This window comes from Streptococcus sp. 21.1, assembly GCF_016648635.1.
In the GTDB taxonomy this organism is placed as follows: domain Bacteria; phylum Bacillota; class Bacilli; order Lactobacillales; family Streptococcaceae; genus Streptococcus.
Map to the genome: position 1 here is coordinate 317,199 of NZ_JACLQL010000001.1, position 13,760 is coordinate 330,958.

Here is a 13,760-nt window from a genome sequence, read left to right on the forward strand (position 1 = left end):
ACCTTGACCTATTATATCAAAAGGCCCACCCTCTAGTAAAACAGACAAAAAAAGAAACCCGCAGGCTCCTTTTTAGTCATCTTTCTTCACTCTATACAAATAACCAATAAAAACCAAAAGACTAATAGTTGAAACACTCATTGCCACTTTAGCAACTGTAGTATAGCTATAGGTCAAAACAACACCATGTTTACCTGGTGGTAAGACTAGATTAGTTGGATTCTTTTCCTTAGCTAAGTAAGTGGTTACTCGCTTCCCATCAATCCTTGCTTCTTGTCCTTTGTAGTAGAAAACTGGCAACGACAAGACCTTAGATTCTTTAGACTCGTTGGTCACCGTAAGTGCTAGCTCGTTGGGAGAACGGCTGATGAATGGCTTGATTTCCTGATTATCCAAGAAGAGGTGTTTGTCAAAGACAAAGCCAAAAGGCACTTCTTTATTGGTATAATCCCCATTTATATTTTTATAAGTTCCCTTGGCCAGCATTTCTCTCATAACTTTTGTATCGCTTGGCAATATATTCTTGGCTTTAGTCATCTTATCTTGGACAGTAACAATCTGAAACATATTCAGACAAAGACCAAACAAGACAAGTATCGTCGCTGCCTTCATAGACATATTTTTCAAGATATTCGCTAAGGCTAAGCTGAAGAAAAGCAAGGCAAAACTCCATAATCTCCAAGGAAATTGAAGATTGGACACTGGACTCTCCTGTAATAACTGCCAAGGAAAACTATTCAAAGTTAAAAAGGCCAAAACAAGAGAAATAAAAAGGTAAACTCTAGCTTCCTTATCCTTCACAAAACGCTTAGTAAAAATCAGGCTTAGCACTAGGCCCAGAAGGTAGAGAAGATTAACTGATGGAGTCCTTAAATCACTTTTTAGAATCAACTCCCAGTTGTCTGCCAGACTTAAAGCTGTCTTTGATAGGAGCGGTTTAAAAGTCGTTCGTAGAGTGACATACTTGAATTGCTCTATCATAGGAACAAAGAAAGCTAGAGACATACTAAGAGTGACAAGGGTGGCCTTAAGAAATCCTAGGACACGTTCTTTTTTATTATCCCAAATCCAAAAACTAATTACCACCGCAAAGAAAATCCCAACAGAAGCCAAAAGGACCGATAAGACATGGGAATATACTAAACCAAGCATCCCAAGAGTCAAGATCCACCATTTCTTGTAATCTCCAAAAGTTATCAAACGAATGCCAACGAAAACTAGAGGTAGAAAAATCATCGCTAGCGTTTCGCCAACGGCTGCCCGGTAATAAGAATTGTGCAAGAAATACCCCGAAAAGAGATAAAAGGTAGCAAATATCATCACCTGTTTATCAGAATAGTTCAATAAACGTAATCCGTAAAAACTAAGCAAACAAGTTACAAAGCGAACAAGCAACTGAAAACTCATCCAGGCTACAAAGACCGACTGAGTCAGCTTATAGATTATGAAAATAGGATAATAAGTTAACCAGGGATAAAAGGTATTGATTAATTGTCCGGTCCCTCCGTTAGTCGTAAAATTGATAGGACTCTTCCAGACAGTATCCAAAGATAACAGTCGGTTAATGTGAAAGACAATATCATCACCATAAAGCTTGTCCCTAAAAAAGAACATAGGCAGTATTGACACCATACTGATTAAGAAACTTATTAGAATGATTATCTGATTAGTATACTTCTTTTCTTTTGCCCCACAGGGATCCTTTCCAACACTCAAAATTATTCCTCTCGTATTCTAATTCATCAAAATCTGCTCTAGAAAGAGATTTCTTACAAGGTATTATACCAAAAAAAGTACAGAACTCCTCTTCCTCCTAAGTCTGTCTAAACAAAAAAAGAAACCCGCAGGCTTCTTTTCTTATTTTATCGAGAGGCTTATCAATCAGGTCAAGGCTGTTAATTAAACAATACCTTGAGCTGACATAGCGTCTGCAACTTTAAGGAATCCAGCGATGTTGGCACCCACAACAAGGTTACCTTCATGACCAAATTCTTTAGCAGCTGCTGCAGCATTTTCGTAGATACCTTTCATGATATCGTAAAGTTTAGCATCAACTTCTTCGAATGTCCATTGTGTACGTCCGCTGTTTTGTGCCATTTCAAGAGCTGATACAGCAACACCACCAGCGTTAGCAGCTTTGGCAGGACCAAATGATACACCAGCTTTAAGGAAGACATCAATAGCTCCCAAAGTTGAAGGCATGTTAGCACCTTCTGAAACAGCCAATACACCATTTGCTACAAGTGTTTCTGCATCTGTTTCATCCAATTCATTTTGAGTTGCACATGGGAATGCCAAGTCAGCTTTAACTGACCAAACTGTCTTTTCACCACCAGCAGGTGTGAAGGTTGCATTTGGACGAGCTTCTGCATATTTAACGATACGTTCACGTTTAACTTCTTTGATTTCTTTCAACAAGTCAACGTCGATTCCGTCTGGATCATAAACAAAACCAGATGAGTCAGAACATGTTACCGCTTTAGCACCAAGGCTTTGCAATTTTTCAATAGCGTAGATGGCAACGTTACCAGCACCTGAAACAACTGCTGTTTTACCGTTAAAGTTTTCACCACGTGCATTAAGCATTTGTTCTGCAAAGTAAACAGCACCGTAACCAGTTGCTTCTGTACGAGCAAGTGATCCACCCCAGTTCAAACCTTTACCAGTAAGAACACCTGTGTACTCATTACGAAGACGTTTGTATTGGCCATAGAGGTAACCAATTTCACGTCCACCAACACCGATATCACCTGCAGGTACGTCTGTATCTGCACCAATGTGTTTGCTCAATTCAGTCATGAAGCTTTGGCAGAAACGCATGATTTCGTTATCTGATTTACCTTTAGGATCGAAGTTTGATCCACCTTTACCACCACCGATTGGTTGACCAGTCAATGAGTTTTTAAAGATTTGTTCGAAACCAAGGAATTTAATGATTGATTGGTTTACTGATGGGTGGAAACGAAGACCACCTTTGTAAGGACCAATAGCTGATGAGAATTGTACACGGAAACCACGGTTTACTTGTACTTGTCCTTTATCGTCAACCCATGGCACACGGAATGAAACGATACGTTCTGGTTCAACCAAACGTTCCAAAAGGTTTTCTTCAATATATTTAGGATATTTGTCGAAGACAGGAACAAGTGAATCGAAAACTTCTTCAACTGCTTGAAGGAACTCAGCCTCATGGCCATTTTGAGCTTTCACTTTTTCAAAAACGCTAGCAACGTACTCTTTACCTGTTGTCATATCAATGTTTCCTTTCAAATAATTACCTTAGTAATTTAATTACATGAATAGTATAAATTTTCAGAATCTTCTTGTCAAGTATTTTCTGCTATTTTTTTGATTTTTATGTTAGGTTTTATGACATAGCAAGTGATCTATCTTTTTTAAGCTACTCCTAAAAAGTTATCAATTCAACAATGTAAGCGAATTCTATTTTTCTAGTTTTTCTCCAAAATTTTTTCAACTTTTTTTGAACTTTAAAGCTAAAATAGCCTAAAAAACAATTTAGTAATTTTACTATTTTTACATTTACAAAGATCCTCAACTATGTTATTATGAATTTAGTAATTTTACTAAATCTTGGAAAGGGTCATTTTTTATGAAAAGAAAGCAATTATCAGGAAAGCACATCGGCATTGTTTTTGGAACTTTCGCTCCAATGCATGTTGGGCACGTTGACCTTATTACCAAGGCAAAACGCGCTAATGACAATGTGCTCGTCATCGTAAGTGGCAGCAACACACAAGAAGATCGAGGGACACGCGCAGGCCTATCACTCAACCGCCGTTTCCGTTATGTTCGAGAAGTTTTCTATGATGATGAATTAGTCGTTGTGGATAAACTGGATGAGGCTGGGATGCCAGCCTATCCCGAGGGATGGGTACCTTGGGTTAATCGTGTCAAAGAGCTTATCTCTAAAAATACGGATGATCTTGAAAAAATTACCTTCTATGTGGGAGAGCCAGAGTACGTGACCGAACTTAATCGTTATTACCCTCAAGCTCATGTAGAACTCATCGAACGTTCTATTATCAATATCTCTGCTACTGAGATTCGCGACAATCCGATGGAAAATTGGCGTTTTATTACCAAGCCTTTCCGTCGTCACTTTACTCGTAAGGTCCTTGTTGTAGGCTCTGCTAGCGGTGGGAAAACTACTCTTGTTAAGGATTTGGCCCGCACTTACAATGCTCCCTGCTCTCTGGAATATGCTAGGGAATATCAAGAAAAGTACAATGTACGAGATGATGAGTTAGATACCAACGACTATATTCACCTCCTAACAGATCAATATGCCCAGACCTCTGATATCATTGATAAAGGGCAACACTCAGGACTTATCTTTGCCGATACCAACTCAACAGTCACAAAAGTCTATATCGACTACTATTTGAAAGAAAATATCTCCCAAGAAGAATTTGATATGCTGGATCGCCTCTATCAGGTAACTCAAGCCCGTGAGAAATGGGATTTGATTTTTGTGATTCTGCCAAAATCAAACTATGTGGATGATGGTTTCCGTGACATGACTATGGCTGATAACCAAACACGTGACTGGTTTACCAAACATCTCTTAGACCTCCTATCACCATTCAAAGATAAAATTGTTATTTTAGGGGAAAATAGTAATAGTGAAAGCTTCTTTGCGGACAACTACCACAATGCCAAAAAAGCAATCAAAGAACGTCTACACATCGAGATTTAAAAGACCAATCCAACGTAATCATCACTTAAAACTTACAATACAAACATGGAGGAAACCTATGACTAGAACCTTCGAAAACTCTGGTAGCGAAAAAGAATTTTTGGACATCTATCAGCGAGAGGAAATGGATAAGTACGTTAAGCCCTCAGTGACCGTTGACTCGGTCATCTTCCGCTATTATGAAGGAAGAGTTCAAACCTTACTTATCAAGCGAAAAAACCATCCCTTCATGGGGAAATACGCCCTCAGTGGTGGCTTCGTTCAGGAGCAAGAAGATCTCAATCTAGCTGTTTGTCGCGAGGTACAGGAGGAAACATCCATTAAACTCAATCCTAATCATATTGAGCAACTCATTACAGTGGGAACACCTTATCGGGATCCTCGAATGTGGACCATTACAGTGGCTTACCTCTGCTTCATGACCTTCAATGACATTCAAGTGGAAAAGGCTGCCGACGATGCAGTGTCTACACATTGGTTAGACATCGCCATGGTAGACGGTCAACTGCAACTTGTTGATGGTGATAAGACACTGTCACATGATGACCTTGCCTTTGACCATTGGGAAATTCTCTTAACAGCTATGGAACGTATCAAGGGACGACTCGAATACTATCCAACTATCCTTTCCATTATGCCCGAGGAAAACACTTTGACCACCTACCGTCAACTTTTTGGTACCTTTAATGAGGACTACCTCAAGATGGATTCGACAAATTTCTTGCGACGCTTTAAACACCTCTTCCAAAAAACAGGTCGTCAGGTAGCTACGAGAACCAGAAAGGCTGCCACCTACACTTATCACATCAAGCCACTCTAAACTGGGTCTTTGTTTGACAATTTGATACTTACATAGTAGTATTAAGAAAAATTAATAAGAGGTATCCTATGAAAAGTTTTACATTGATTAGCGGAATTCTCATTACTCTCTTGGGTGTCTTTTTCTTCGCTAATCCTACAAATCTTCTTGCCATCGTTGGTTGGCTGTTTGCCCTAGTGATGCTGGTATCTGGTGTTTCAAGTCTCATGGTTTATTTTAAACGAGATAACGAAAACCGCTCCTTCTTCCAACTGCTTCAGAGTATCATTTCCATCGTTTTTGGTATTATCCTGCTATCAACATCAGCATGGGTACTCTCAGGTGTAGCTGTAACCATTATCGCTTGGTGGCTTCTTGTCTCAGCTTTTACACAAGGCTTTCAAGCTTATCGCCAACGTCAATTCGGTTTCTCAGGACAACCTGCCCTGTCAGTCGCCTTGATTTGTTTGGTATTTGGACTCTTGCTCTTTAGTGCTCCGTTTTTCTCAGCATTTCTTATTGGGCGCTTGGTAGCTTCCTTAATTATCTTTGCGGGTGTTTCAGTCCTCTCCTTCTCATTCCGCTTGTGGTAGGAAGAAAGCAGTCACTACATAAACATAAAAAGCCTTGCAGTTCACATCTGCAGGGCTTTTGTCATACTTTGATTACTAAAGAGCTTATCCTTCTAGCTCACTTAAATACTCATAGCGTTCATACTTTTCAAGTAAGGTTTCGTTAGCAGCATCCAAGTCTCGTTGAAGGGTGGCTAACTGTCCATAATCGCTAGCATTTTCAAGCATGGCTGCTTCAATCTCTTCGATTTTGGCTTCAAGGTCAGCAATCTCATCCTCGATGGTCGCCCACTCTTGTTTTTCAAAGTAGCTCATGCGTTTTTTGTCTTCTTTGACTTTCTCAACTTTAACGCTAGCTTGCTCTTTTTCCTTCTCTAAGAGGGCTGCTTGCTCTTGGAAGAAGGCTTTTTCATCAAGGTAGTCAGTGTAGTTACCAAAGAACTCTCGCACACCACCCTCTTCAAAGGCTAGAATCTTGTTAGCCACCTTGTCCAAGAAATATCGGTCGTGACTTACGGTAACGACAGGGCCGCCAAAACCATTGAGGAAGTTTTCCAAAACTGTCAAAGTCGCAATGTCTAAATCATTTGTCGGCTCATCCAAGAGCAGAACGTTAGGCTTTTCAATCAGAATCTTAAGTAGATAAAGACGTTTCTTTTCCCCACCAGAGAGCTTGGTAATCTGTGTCCCATGGGTAGAACGAGGGAAAAGGAATTGCTCTAAGAGCTCTGTGATACTAGTTGTTCCAACCGTTGTCTTAACTTCATCTGCAACTTCTTGCAAGTAGTTAATGACACGCTTACTCTCATCCATATCTTTAATTTGCTGTGAGAAATAACCAATACGTACCGTCTCACCAATATCTAAGACACCAGCTGTAGGCACAAGGTCACCATTAATCAGATTGAGCAGGGTCGATTTTCCGACACCATTATCCCCAACAATACCGATACGATCACGATTTTGCATGATAAGATTGAAATCACTGAGAATTTGCTTGCCATCTTCATAAGCGAAATCGACATGCTCGAAGTTCACTACCTTCTTACCAATACGGCTGGTCTCAAAGTTAATTTCAAGATTGTCATTATTGACTGTTTGGTGAACTTCACCCTTAAGCTCCTTAAAGCGATTAATACGAGCTTGTTGCTTGGTCGCGCGTGCCTGTGGTTGCGTTCGCATCCATGCCAACTCCTGCTTATAGAGTTGCTTTTTCTTGTGAAGAGCCGCTGCATCTCGTTCATCTTGTTCAGCCTTTAGACGCACATAGTCTTGATAATTTCCCTGGTATTCAATCAGATTAGCCTGGTCTAGCTCAAAGATACGTGTGGCCACATTGTCCAAGAAATAACGGTCGTGGGTAATAAAGAGGACCGTTTTTTTAGAAGACTTGAGAAAATTAGTCAACCAAGCAATAGTATCAATATCCAAATGGTTAGTTGGCTCATCCAAGAGCAAGAGATCTGCATCATTCAAGAGAACCTGAGCCAACTGCACACGGCGACGAAGACCACCTGAGAGGTCCCCGACCTTTTGCGAGAGGTCTGACAATCCCAACTTAGACAAGACTGTCTTAACCTCGCTCTCAATGGACCAAGCATCTAGACTATCCATCTCTGCCATAACCTTCTCCAAGCGAGCCTGATTCTCCTCAGAATATTCTGCCATAAGGGTTTCATATTCTCGAATCAAAGCCATCTCACGAAGGTCTGATGACAAGACAGTTTCAAGAACCGTCTTGCTATCATCAAATTCTGGCTCTTGAGTCAAATAAGCAATCTTATAGCCATTAGCCTTGGTGAAAGGTGACACATCACCATCAAAACCAATACGCTCAGATACAACATCTAGCAAGGTTGTCTTACCTGTCCCATTGACACCAATAATCCCAATACGATCCAAATCATGGATAATGAATGAAATCTCTTTAAAAACCGTCTTATCTCCAACGGACTTGGTTAATTTATCAACAATAAAATCTGACATCTTACTTCCTTCTTACAAATAACACCGCTACGGATCCTACGCATGCTCTGTAGCGGTGTGTCATTTTTATCACGTCTCTAGACTTATTTCATAGCTTGAACAAAGGCTATAATGGCTTCCTTGTCATTAGCTAGCTTCCCATCAACGATGGTATTTTCGATGACTTTAAGTGCACGACCAAGATCTGGACCAGGTTTGAATCCTAGCTCCTTCATCAGTGTGCCACCATTCACAACGATTTCGTGCTTATCATGGATGAGCAACTGACCATCCAACTCGGCAATACGCTCATAATCGACGTCCAAGCCCTGAGCCCGTCTCAAGGTTTCAGCCTCCTCTAAGAGTTCCTTACCATACTGATAAACATCTTGCTTAGTCACAGCTCTCTCCAAACGGAAATTGAAAATGTCAACCAGGGACTGAACTGTCTTTTGGAAATTAACAGATGTCTTCCATTTTTTAAGAAAAGAGCGTGGATTATCGTGCTTGAGAGCCAGAAGAGTTGCCGCCCAGGCCTGCTCAGAACTTGTAAATCTAAAGTCATCAGCATAATCTGACACAAAAGACTGCCATTCTTCAGCAGTTTCTTGAAAATCTGGAAGATACTGATAAGCCTTAGTTGCTAGAAGTGCCTTGATTCCTTTTTTCCAATGTGGTGCCAAAAGCAACTTATCGAACTCGATGAAACTTCGCTCAATCGAAATCTTTTCCAAAAGAGGAGCATGGCTGGTCATAGCCTCAAAAGTCTTTTCTTCAATATCGAAATCTAAGCTCGCTGCAAAACGTAGGCCACGCATGATACGAAGAGCATCCTCGTTAAAGCGTTCCTCAGCCTTACCAACAGCCCTTAAAACACGGTTGTCCAAATCAGCAAGACCATTGAACTTATCAATAATCTCAGCATTTTCATTAAGAGCAAAAGCATTGACTGTAAAATCACGACGCTTAAGATCCTCTTCCAATGAACGCACAAAGGACACGCTAGACGGACGACGGTAATCCACATAGACGTCCTCTGTTCGGAAGGTCGTTACCTCATACTCACCGCCATTTTCCAAGACCAAAACGGTCCCATGCTCAATACCAATGTCTACCGTACGCTCAAAAATCTGTTTAGTCTCCTCAGGATAAGAAGACGAAGCAATATCAACATCGTGAATAGGACGGTTGAGAAGGGCATCGCGGACCGATCCACCAACAAAGTAAGCCTCAAACCCTGCAGCCTTAATTTTCTCTAATATTGGTAAAGCCTTCTGAAATTCAGAAGGCAAATAACTTAATCTCATAGTAAATGTTCCAAACCATAAACAAGCTGATTACGTTTAACAACTTCTTTAATCCCAAGATTAACACCACCCATAAAGGAAATGCGGTCGTAAGAGTCGTGACGCAAGGTCAATCCTTCTCCTTGGGCACCAAAGATAACCTCTTGGTGAGCCACAAGACCTGGCAAACGCACACTGTGAATACGGAAACCATCAAACTCCGCACCACGTGCCCCAGCAAGTGTTTCCACCTCATCCTCAGCTCCCTGACGTTTAGTCTCGCGAACCTCACGAATAAGTTCAGCCGTTTTCACTGCTGTACCTGAAGGCGCATCTTTTTTCTTGTCATGGTGAAGCTCAATGATTTCAAGATCTGGGAAATATTTGCTGGCTTCTGCCGCAAACTTCATAAGAAGGATAGCACCAATAGCAAAGTTAGGCGCAATCAAACCACCAATAGACTTGTCTTTAGAAAGGTCTGTTAATTCCTGAATTTGTGCTTCAGTAAATCCTGTTGTACCCACAACTGGTGCAAAACCATTCTCCAAAGCAAAACGAGTATTTTCATAGGCAACAGCAGGCATAGTGAAATCCACCCAGACATCTGCATCAAAGCCAACCAAATCCGCTTTATCTGTGAAGACAGGAATACCGTCCACTTCTTTTTCTGTCGCAAATGGGTCAAGCAAGGCAGCCAAAGTCAATTCGTCATCTCCCTTGACCATCTCAACCGCAGTTGAACCCATTCTTCCTTTAAATCCAGCAACAATAACTTTAATAGACATGTCATTTTTCCTCTCTATTGATCTTAATCATAGACAAGCCCCATCCCACATGGATAGTACTTATTTGGTAAATTTAGGTGTTAGACCTAACACTAGTGCTCCTTCACCCAAGTGTGTCGCAATTACGGCACATAAGGATACCACTGTTGAAACGCTAATTCCCTGTGCTTCTAGCTGTCTTTTAAATTCCTCAGCTTTTGCAGGAGCATTAGTGTGAAGGATACTAAGCTCCATTTCACGATTTTCCTCAGCTAGGGCAACCAAACGTTTCACAGCCTTCTTCTCTGTACGCACCTTTTCAAAAACAACGATTTTTCCTTCGTCATTAAAATTCAAAATAGGTTTGATAGACAAAAGATTTCCTAAAATCGCCGAACCATTCGACAAACGACCACCCTTAACCAGATGATTAAGATCATCCACAAGAATATAGGCCGTCGTTTGGTCAACTTGCTCCTCAAGCTTCTTCAAAATGTTCTCAAAAGACATTCCTTGGGCTGACCAATGCAAAACGTTTCTCACCATAGCTCCCATAGGAGCTGCTGTGATTTTTGTATCAGGAAAAGCAATCTTCAACTTGGCATGGTCCTCAATCAAAAACTGACTATTAGCCCAAAAACCAGAGATTCCTGAAGAAAGGAAAAGCCCAATGACATGGGTATAACCTTCCGCCTCCAACTCCATAAGCAAGTTATCCAAGTCAGCTAGATTTGGTTGTGATGTCTTGAGCAGTTCCTCAGAGTTTGCCATTTGTTCATAAAACTGATTGACATCCAAGTTTTTTCCTTCAACAAAAGGCTGCCCCTCAATGATGACTGGAATATCTAAAACATAAACATCAGCATGGCCCTAAATCTCAGCAGGGAGATTAACCGATGAATCCGTAATAACTGCAAGAGACATCTTAGAACTCCAAGTTGATACCTGGGCGATCCAAGGCAATTTCAGTTACTTCATAAGTCAAACGTTGAAGCGTATCCAAGAGCGGTGCAGCCAAGGCTTCTGCTTCTTCTTGTGAGAAGTCTTTTGGTTCATTGACGATACGGTTTTGAATATGGTCCATTTGAGAAACAATCCCTGAGATAACAAACTCATCACGGACAATCATAAATTGCAAAACAGCTACAACAGACGTATTGTTAGCTTCTTCATCTTTATTGTGCAACTGGAAAGTTACTTCAACATTTGTTTTAGGCACACCATTCTCTTTTTCCCACTCATGGTTACGAACATCATAGTGGTAACGGTTAACAAATACTTTTTCGCGAATTAAATCCATTAGTCATATTCTCCTTGATACAATTACTCTTTATTATAGCATAAATATGCTTTATTATGGGAATATTATTGACAGAAAAATGAGTATTTAGACTGAGTTTGACAGTAATAATAATCACTAGAAAAGTAGGAGCTTTGATTTAGGTCTAAGAACACTAAAATAAGGCTCCTTCATCAGAAAAGAGCCTTACATTGACAGCTAACAGTCCCTCAGAGAACGTTTCTGCTGTCCCTGTTCATCAAAATTCTCAGGAGACAACCAATTCTCAAATCGTTTCTTAAGTACTGGCCACTCACTATCAATAATCGAGAACCAGTCCGTATCACGGCTACGTCCCTTATAGATAGCATGGTTACGAAAACGCCCCTCATAGGTGAACCCTAAACGCATGGCAGCATTGGCAGAAGGACGGTTAAGACTATCACATTTCCACTCATAACGACGATAGTTAAGATCTTCAAAAACATATTTCATAAGCAGGTATTGAGCTTCTGTGGCTGCTCGAGTCTTTTGTAAAGCAGGTGCTAAAATCACTCGTCCCATCTCGACACTACGATTTTTTGGTGTAATAGCCATAAGTGAAAAGGTTCCCAGAACCTTACCTGAAGCCTTATCCCTAATGGCAAAGAAATAAGGATTCTTGGATCGCTCATAATCCTCCAAACACTGACGGACAGCTTCTTCAGATTCAAAAGGATCCGCATACATATAGGTCCAATCAGAAAGAATCTGATTAGTAAAGTAAAAGTCTAAAATGTCCTCATAATGCTCTGCCACCGTCAAATGTTCAACGCTACAATAACGACCTTCTAATAGAGCAACATCTGGCATCTTACCCGGACTGGCATCTACTAGACTTGGCCCTACTTCTTGTTGGTAGTGATTTAAAGGCATAGGATTCTCCTTTTTTCATAAAGAAAAGCCTACACAAAAGTGCAGACTTTAGCTTAATTATTTAGCAACTGGGTATACAGATACTTGTTTTTTGTCGCGACCTTTACGTTCGAAACGTACAACACCTTCAACTTTAGCGAAGAGTGTATCATCACCACCACGGCCTACGTTTACACCTGGGTAGATGTGTGTACCGCGTTGACGGTAAAGGATTGATCCACCTGATACAGTTTGTCCATCAGCTGCTTTAGCACCAAGACGTTTAGCTTGTGAATCACGACCATTGGAAGTAGAACCCCCACCTTTTTTGTGGGCGAAAAGTTGCAAGTTTTCAAGAGTTTTCAACATAAGATTGTGTCCTTTCTTAGTGATTAGTCGCTAACTTACGCGTTGATAGCGTTGATAACAACTTTTGTATAAGGTTGACGGTGACCTTGTTTACGGTGGCTACCTTTTTTAGGTTTGTATTTGAAAGTAACAACTTTCTTTTGTTTACCTTGTTTTTCGATAGTTCCGACAACAGTAGCTCCCTCAACAACTGGAGTACCTACTACAGTTTTATCACCACCGACAAGAACAACTTCGTTAAAAGTTACTTCTGATCCAGCTTCAGCGTTGATTTTTTCAACGTAGATCGCTTGACCTACTTCAACTTTAACTTGTTTTCCACCAGTTTTGATGATTGCGTATGTGCTCATGATGCACCTCCTATTAAAATTTTTAATGTGTCTGAGGTTTCCCTCTGTGAAGACTCGCCTAGTACTGCGGGGACGAACCCACTTGCAAACAGTAGTCGTGCGGTTGCACAGGACGTGCATTTAGTCAACGTTACAATTCTATCATTTTTTCCCTCTAATGACAAGAGAAAAAGTTATTTTGATTATTCTTATTCTGCTCATTGAAATTTATCAAAGTAACGATTACCCTAATCAACTCTTATTCCATATCTTCCTAAGAAAGTCTTAGCTAAAGCCCGCTCCAGATCAACTAAGGAAAGGCTCTTATCCGTTGTCAAAATTTGATAACGTTCACTTCCTTCAAAATAGAAGTGATTCAATGCCTGATAGCCATTTCGTTCATAAAATGCTAAACGTTTTAAACGTTGAGCCCGATTAGAGACTTGCTCCTCATCCATAGGTTCAATCGTAAGCACACACGGTCGTACCCCTGCTTTTTTCTTAACTTGTGCCAAAATCTGACTGCCATATCCCTGAGACTGTTTACTTTCTTTAACCGCGAGAAAGAGTAGGTAGACCAGGTTATCAGTACAGATTGCATAGGTAAAACCAATAAAAACTCCCTGATCAAAATAAGCCAAGAAAGATTGTCCATTTTTCAAACTGTTCCAAGACAATTGCCAAAGTGGGAGTCTCTCCTCCACAGGAAAAGCCGCTTCATAAAGCGAAGCGACCATCTTGAATGTTGGTGTCAGAGGATAAATATTACGAACCTCTAGTGTCATT

General features: G+C 40.6%; 13 protein-coding genes, 1 pseudogene and 1 other annotated feature. Of the genes and pseudogenes, 3 read left to right on the forward strand and 11 right to left on the reverse strand.

Going from position 1 to position 13,760, the window contains the following annotated elements:
- Nucleotides 1-72 precede the first annotated feature (72 nt).
- Both H7U01_RS01545 and gdhA read right to left on the reverse strand, forming a co-directional pair.
- Entirely contained in the window at nt 73-1,614 is a 1,542-nt protein-coding gene (locus tag H7U01_RS01545) for a YfhO family protein (RefSeq protein ID WP_260318062.1), read from the reverse strand.
- Nucleotides 1,615-1,899: 285 nt separating this feature from the next.
- On the reverse strand, nt 1,900-3,252 hold the full coding sequence (gene gdhA, locus H7U01_RS01550) for an NADP-specific glutamate dehydrogenase (protein WP_002885547.1): 1,353 nt from the start codon (nt 3,250-3,252) through the stop codon (nt 1,900-1,902).
- 358 nt (nt 3,253-3,610) lie between these two features.
- On the opposite strand from gdhA, the gene H7U01_RS01555 reads away from it, so the two are divergent.
- The 3 genes from H7U01_RS01555 (at nt 3,611) to H7U01_RS01565 (ending at nt 6,109) form a co-directional block, all read left to right on the forward strand.
- Nucleotides 3,611-4,717: an AAA family ATPase gene (locus tag H7U01_RS01555; RefSeq protein WP_198463448.1), complete on the forward strand. Its 1,107-nt coding sequence runs from the start codon at nt 3,611-3,613 to the stop codon at nt 4,715-4,717.
- 58 nt (nt 4,718-4,775) lie between these two features.
- Nucleotides 4,776-5,537, forward strand: coding sequence for an NUDIX domain-containing protein (locus H7U01_RS01560; protein ID WP_195435755.1), 762 nt, complete (start codon nt 4,776-4,778; stop codon nt 5,535-5,537).
- A 68-nt stretch (nt 5,538-5,605) separates the two neighbouring features.
- Nucleotides 5,606-6,109, forward strand: coding sequence for an HdeD family acid-resistance protein (locus H7U01_RS01565; protein WP_155198016.1), 504 nt, complete (start codon nt 5,606-5,608; stop codon nt 6,107-6,109).
- An 84-nt stretch (nt 6,110-6,193) separates the two neighbouring features.
- Here H7U01_RS01565 and H7U01_RS01570 read toward each other — a convergent pair whose 3' ends face one another.
- The 9 genes and pseudogenes from H7U01_RS01570 to H7U01_RS01610 all read right to left on the reverse strand — a co-directional run bounded on the left by H7U01_RS01570 (nt 6,194) and on the right by H7U01_RS01610 (nt 13,759).
- Nucleotides 6,194-8,074 carry an ABC-F family ATP-binding cassette domain-containing protein gene (locus H7U01_RS01570; RefSeq protein ID WP_198463449.1) on the reverse strand — a complete coding sequence of 627 codons (1,881 nt, stop codon included), beginning with the start codon at nt 8,072-8,074 and terminating at the stop codon, nt 6,194-6,196.
- A gap of 83 nt (nt 8,075-8,157) precedes the next feature.
- Nucleotides 8,158-9,360 carry a CCA tRNA nucleotidyltransferase gene (locus tag H7U01_RS01575; RefSeq protein WP_201041001.1) on the reverse strand — a complete coding sequence of 401 codons (1,203 nt, stop codon included), beginning with the start codon at nt 9,358-9,360 and terminating at the stop codon, nt 8,158-8,160.
- Nucleotides 9,357-10,124 carry a 4-hydroxy-tetrahydrodipicolinate reductase gene (gene dapB / locus H7U01_RS01580; protein WP_049545670.1) on the reverse strand — a complete coding sequence of 256 codons (768 nt, stop codon included), beginning with the start codon at nt 10,122-10,124 and terminating at the stop codon, nt 9,357-9,359. The genes H7U01_RS01575 and dapB overlap by 4 nt, the downstream gene beginning before the upstream one ends.
- A 60-nt stretch (nt 10,125-10,184) precedes the next feature.
- Nucleotides 10,185-11,027, reverse strand: a pseudogene (locus tag H7U01_RS01585) (DegV family protein).
- Between the two features lies 1 nt (nt 11,028).
- Nucleotides 11,029-11,403, reverse strand: coding sequence for a DUF1149 family protein (locus tag H7U01_RS01590; RefSeq protein WP_002885550.1), 375 nt, complete (start codon nt 11,401-11,403; stop codon nt 11,029-11,031).
- 198 nt (nt 11,404-11,601) lie between these two features.
- A complete protein-coding gene (locus H7U01_RS01595) occupies nt 11,602-12,297 on the reverse strand; it encodes a GNAT family N-acetyltransferase (protein WP_002890087.1) in 696 nt (231 codons plus the stop codon).
- Nucleotides 12,298-12,354: 57 nt separating this feature from the next.
- A complete protein-coding gene (rpmA, locus tag H7U01_RS01600; protein ID WP_002885483.1) occupies nt 12,355-12,645 on the reverse strand; it encodes a 50S ribosomal protein L27 in 291 nt (96 codons plus the stop codon).
- Nucleotides 12,646-12,680: 35 nt separating this feature from the next.
- Nucleotides 12,681-12,995: a 50S ribosomal protein L21 gene (gene rplU, locus H7U01_RS01605; protein WP_002885597.1), complete on the reverse strand. Its 315-nt coding sequence runs from the start codon at nt 12,993-12,995 to the stop codon at nt 12,681-12,683.
- Nucleotides 12,996-13,035: 40 nt separating this feature from the next.
- Nucleotides 13,036-13,110, reverse strand: a sequence feature (ribosomal protein L21 leader region).
- 112 nt (nt 13,111-13,222) lie between these two features.
- Entirely contained in the window at nt 13,223-13,759 is a 537-nt protein-coding gene (locus tag H7U01_RS01610; RefSeq protein WP_037597449.1) for a GNAT family N-acetyltransferase, read from the reverse strand.
- Nucleotide 13,760: the final 1 nt, after the last annotated feature.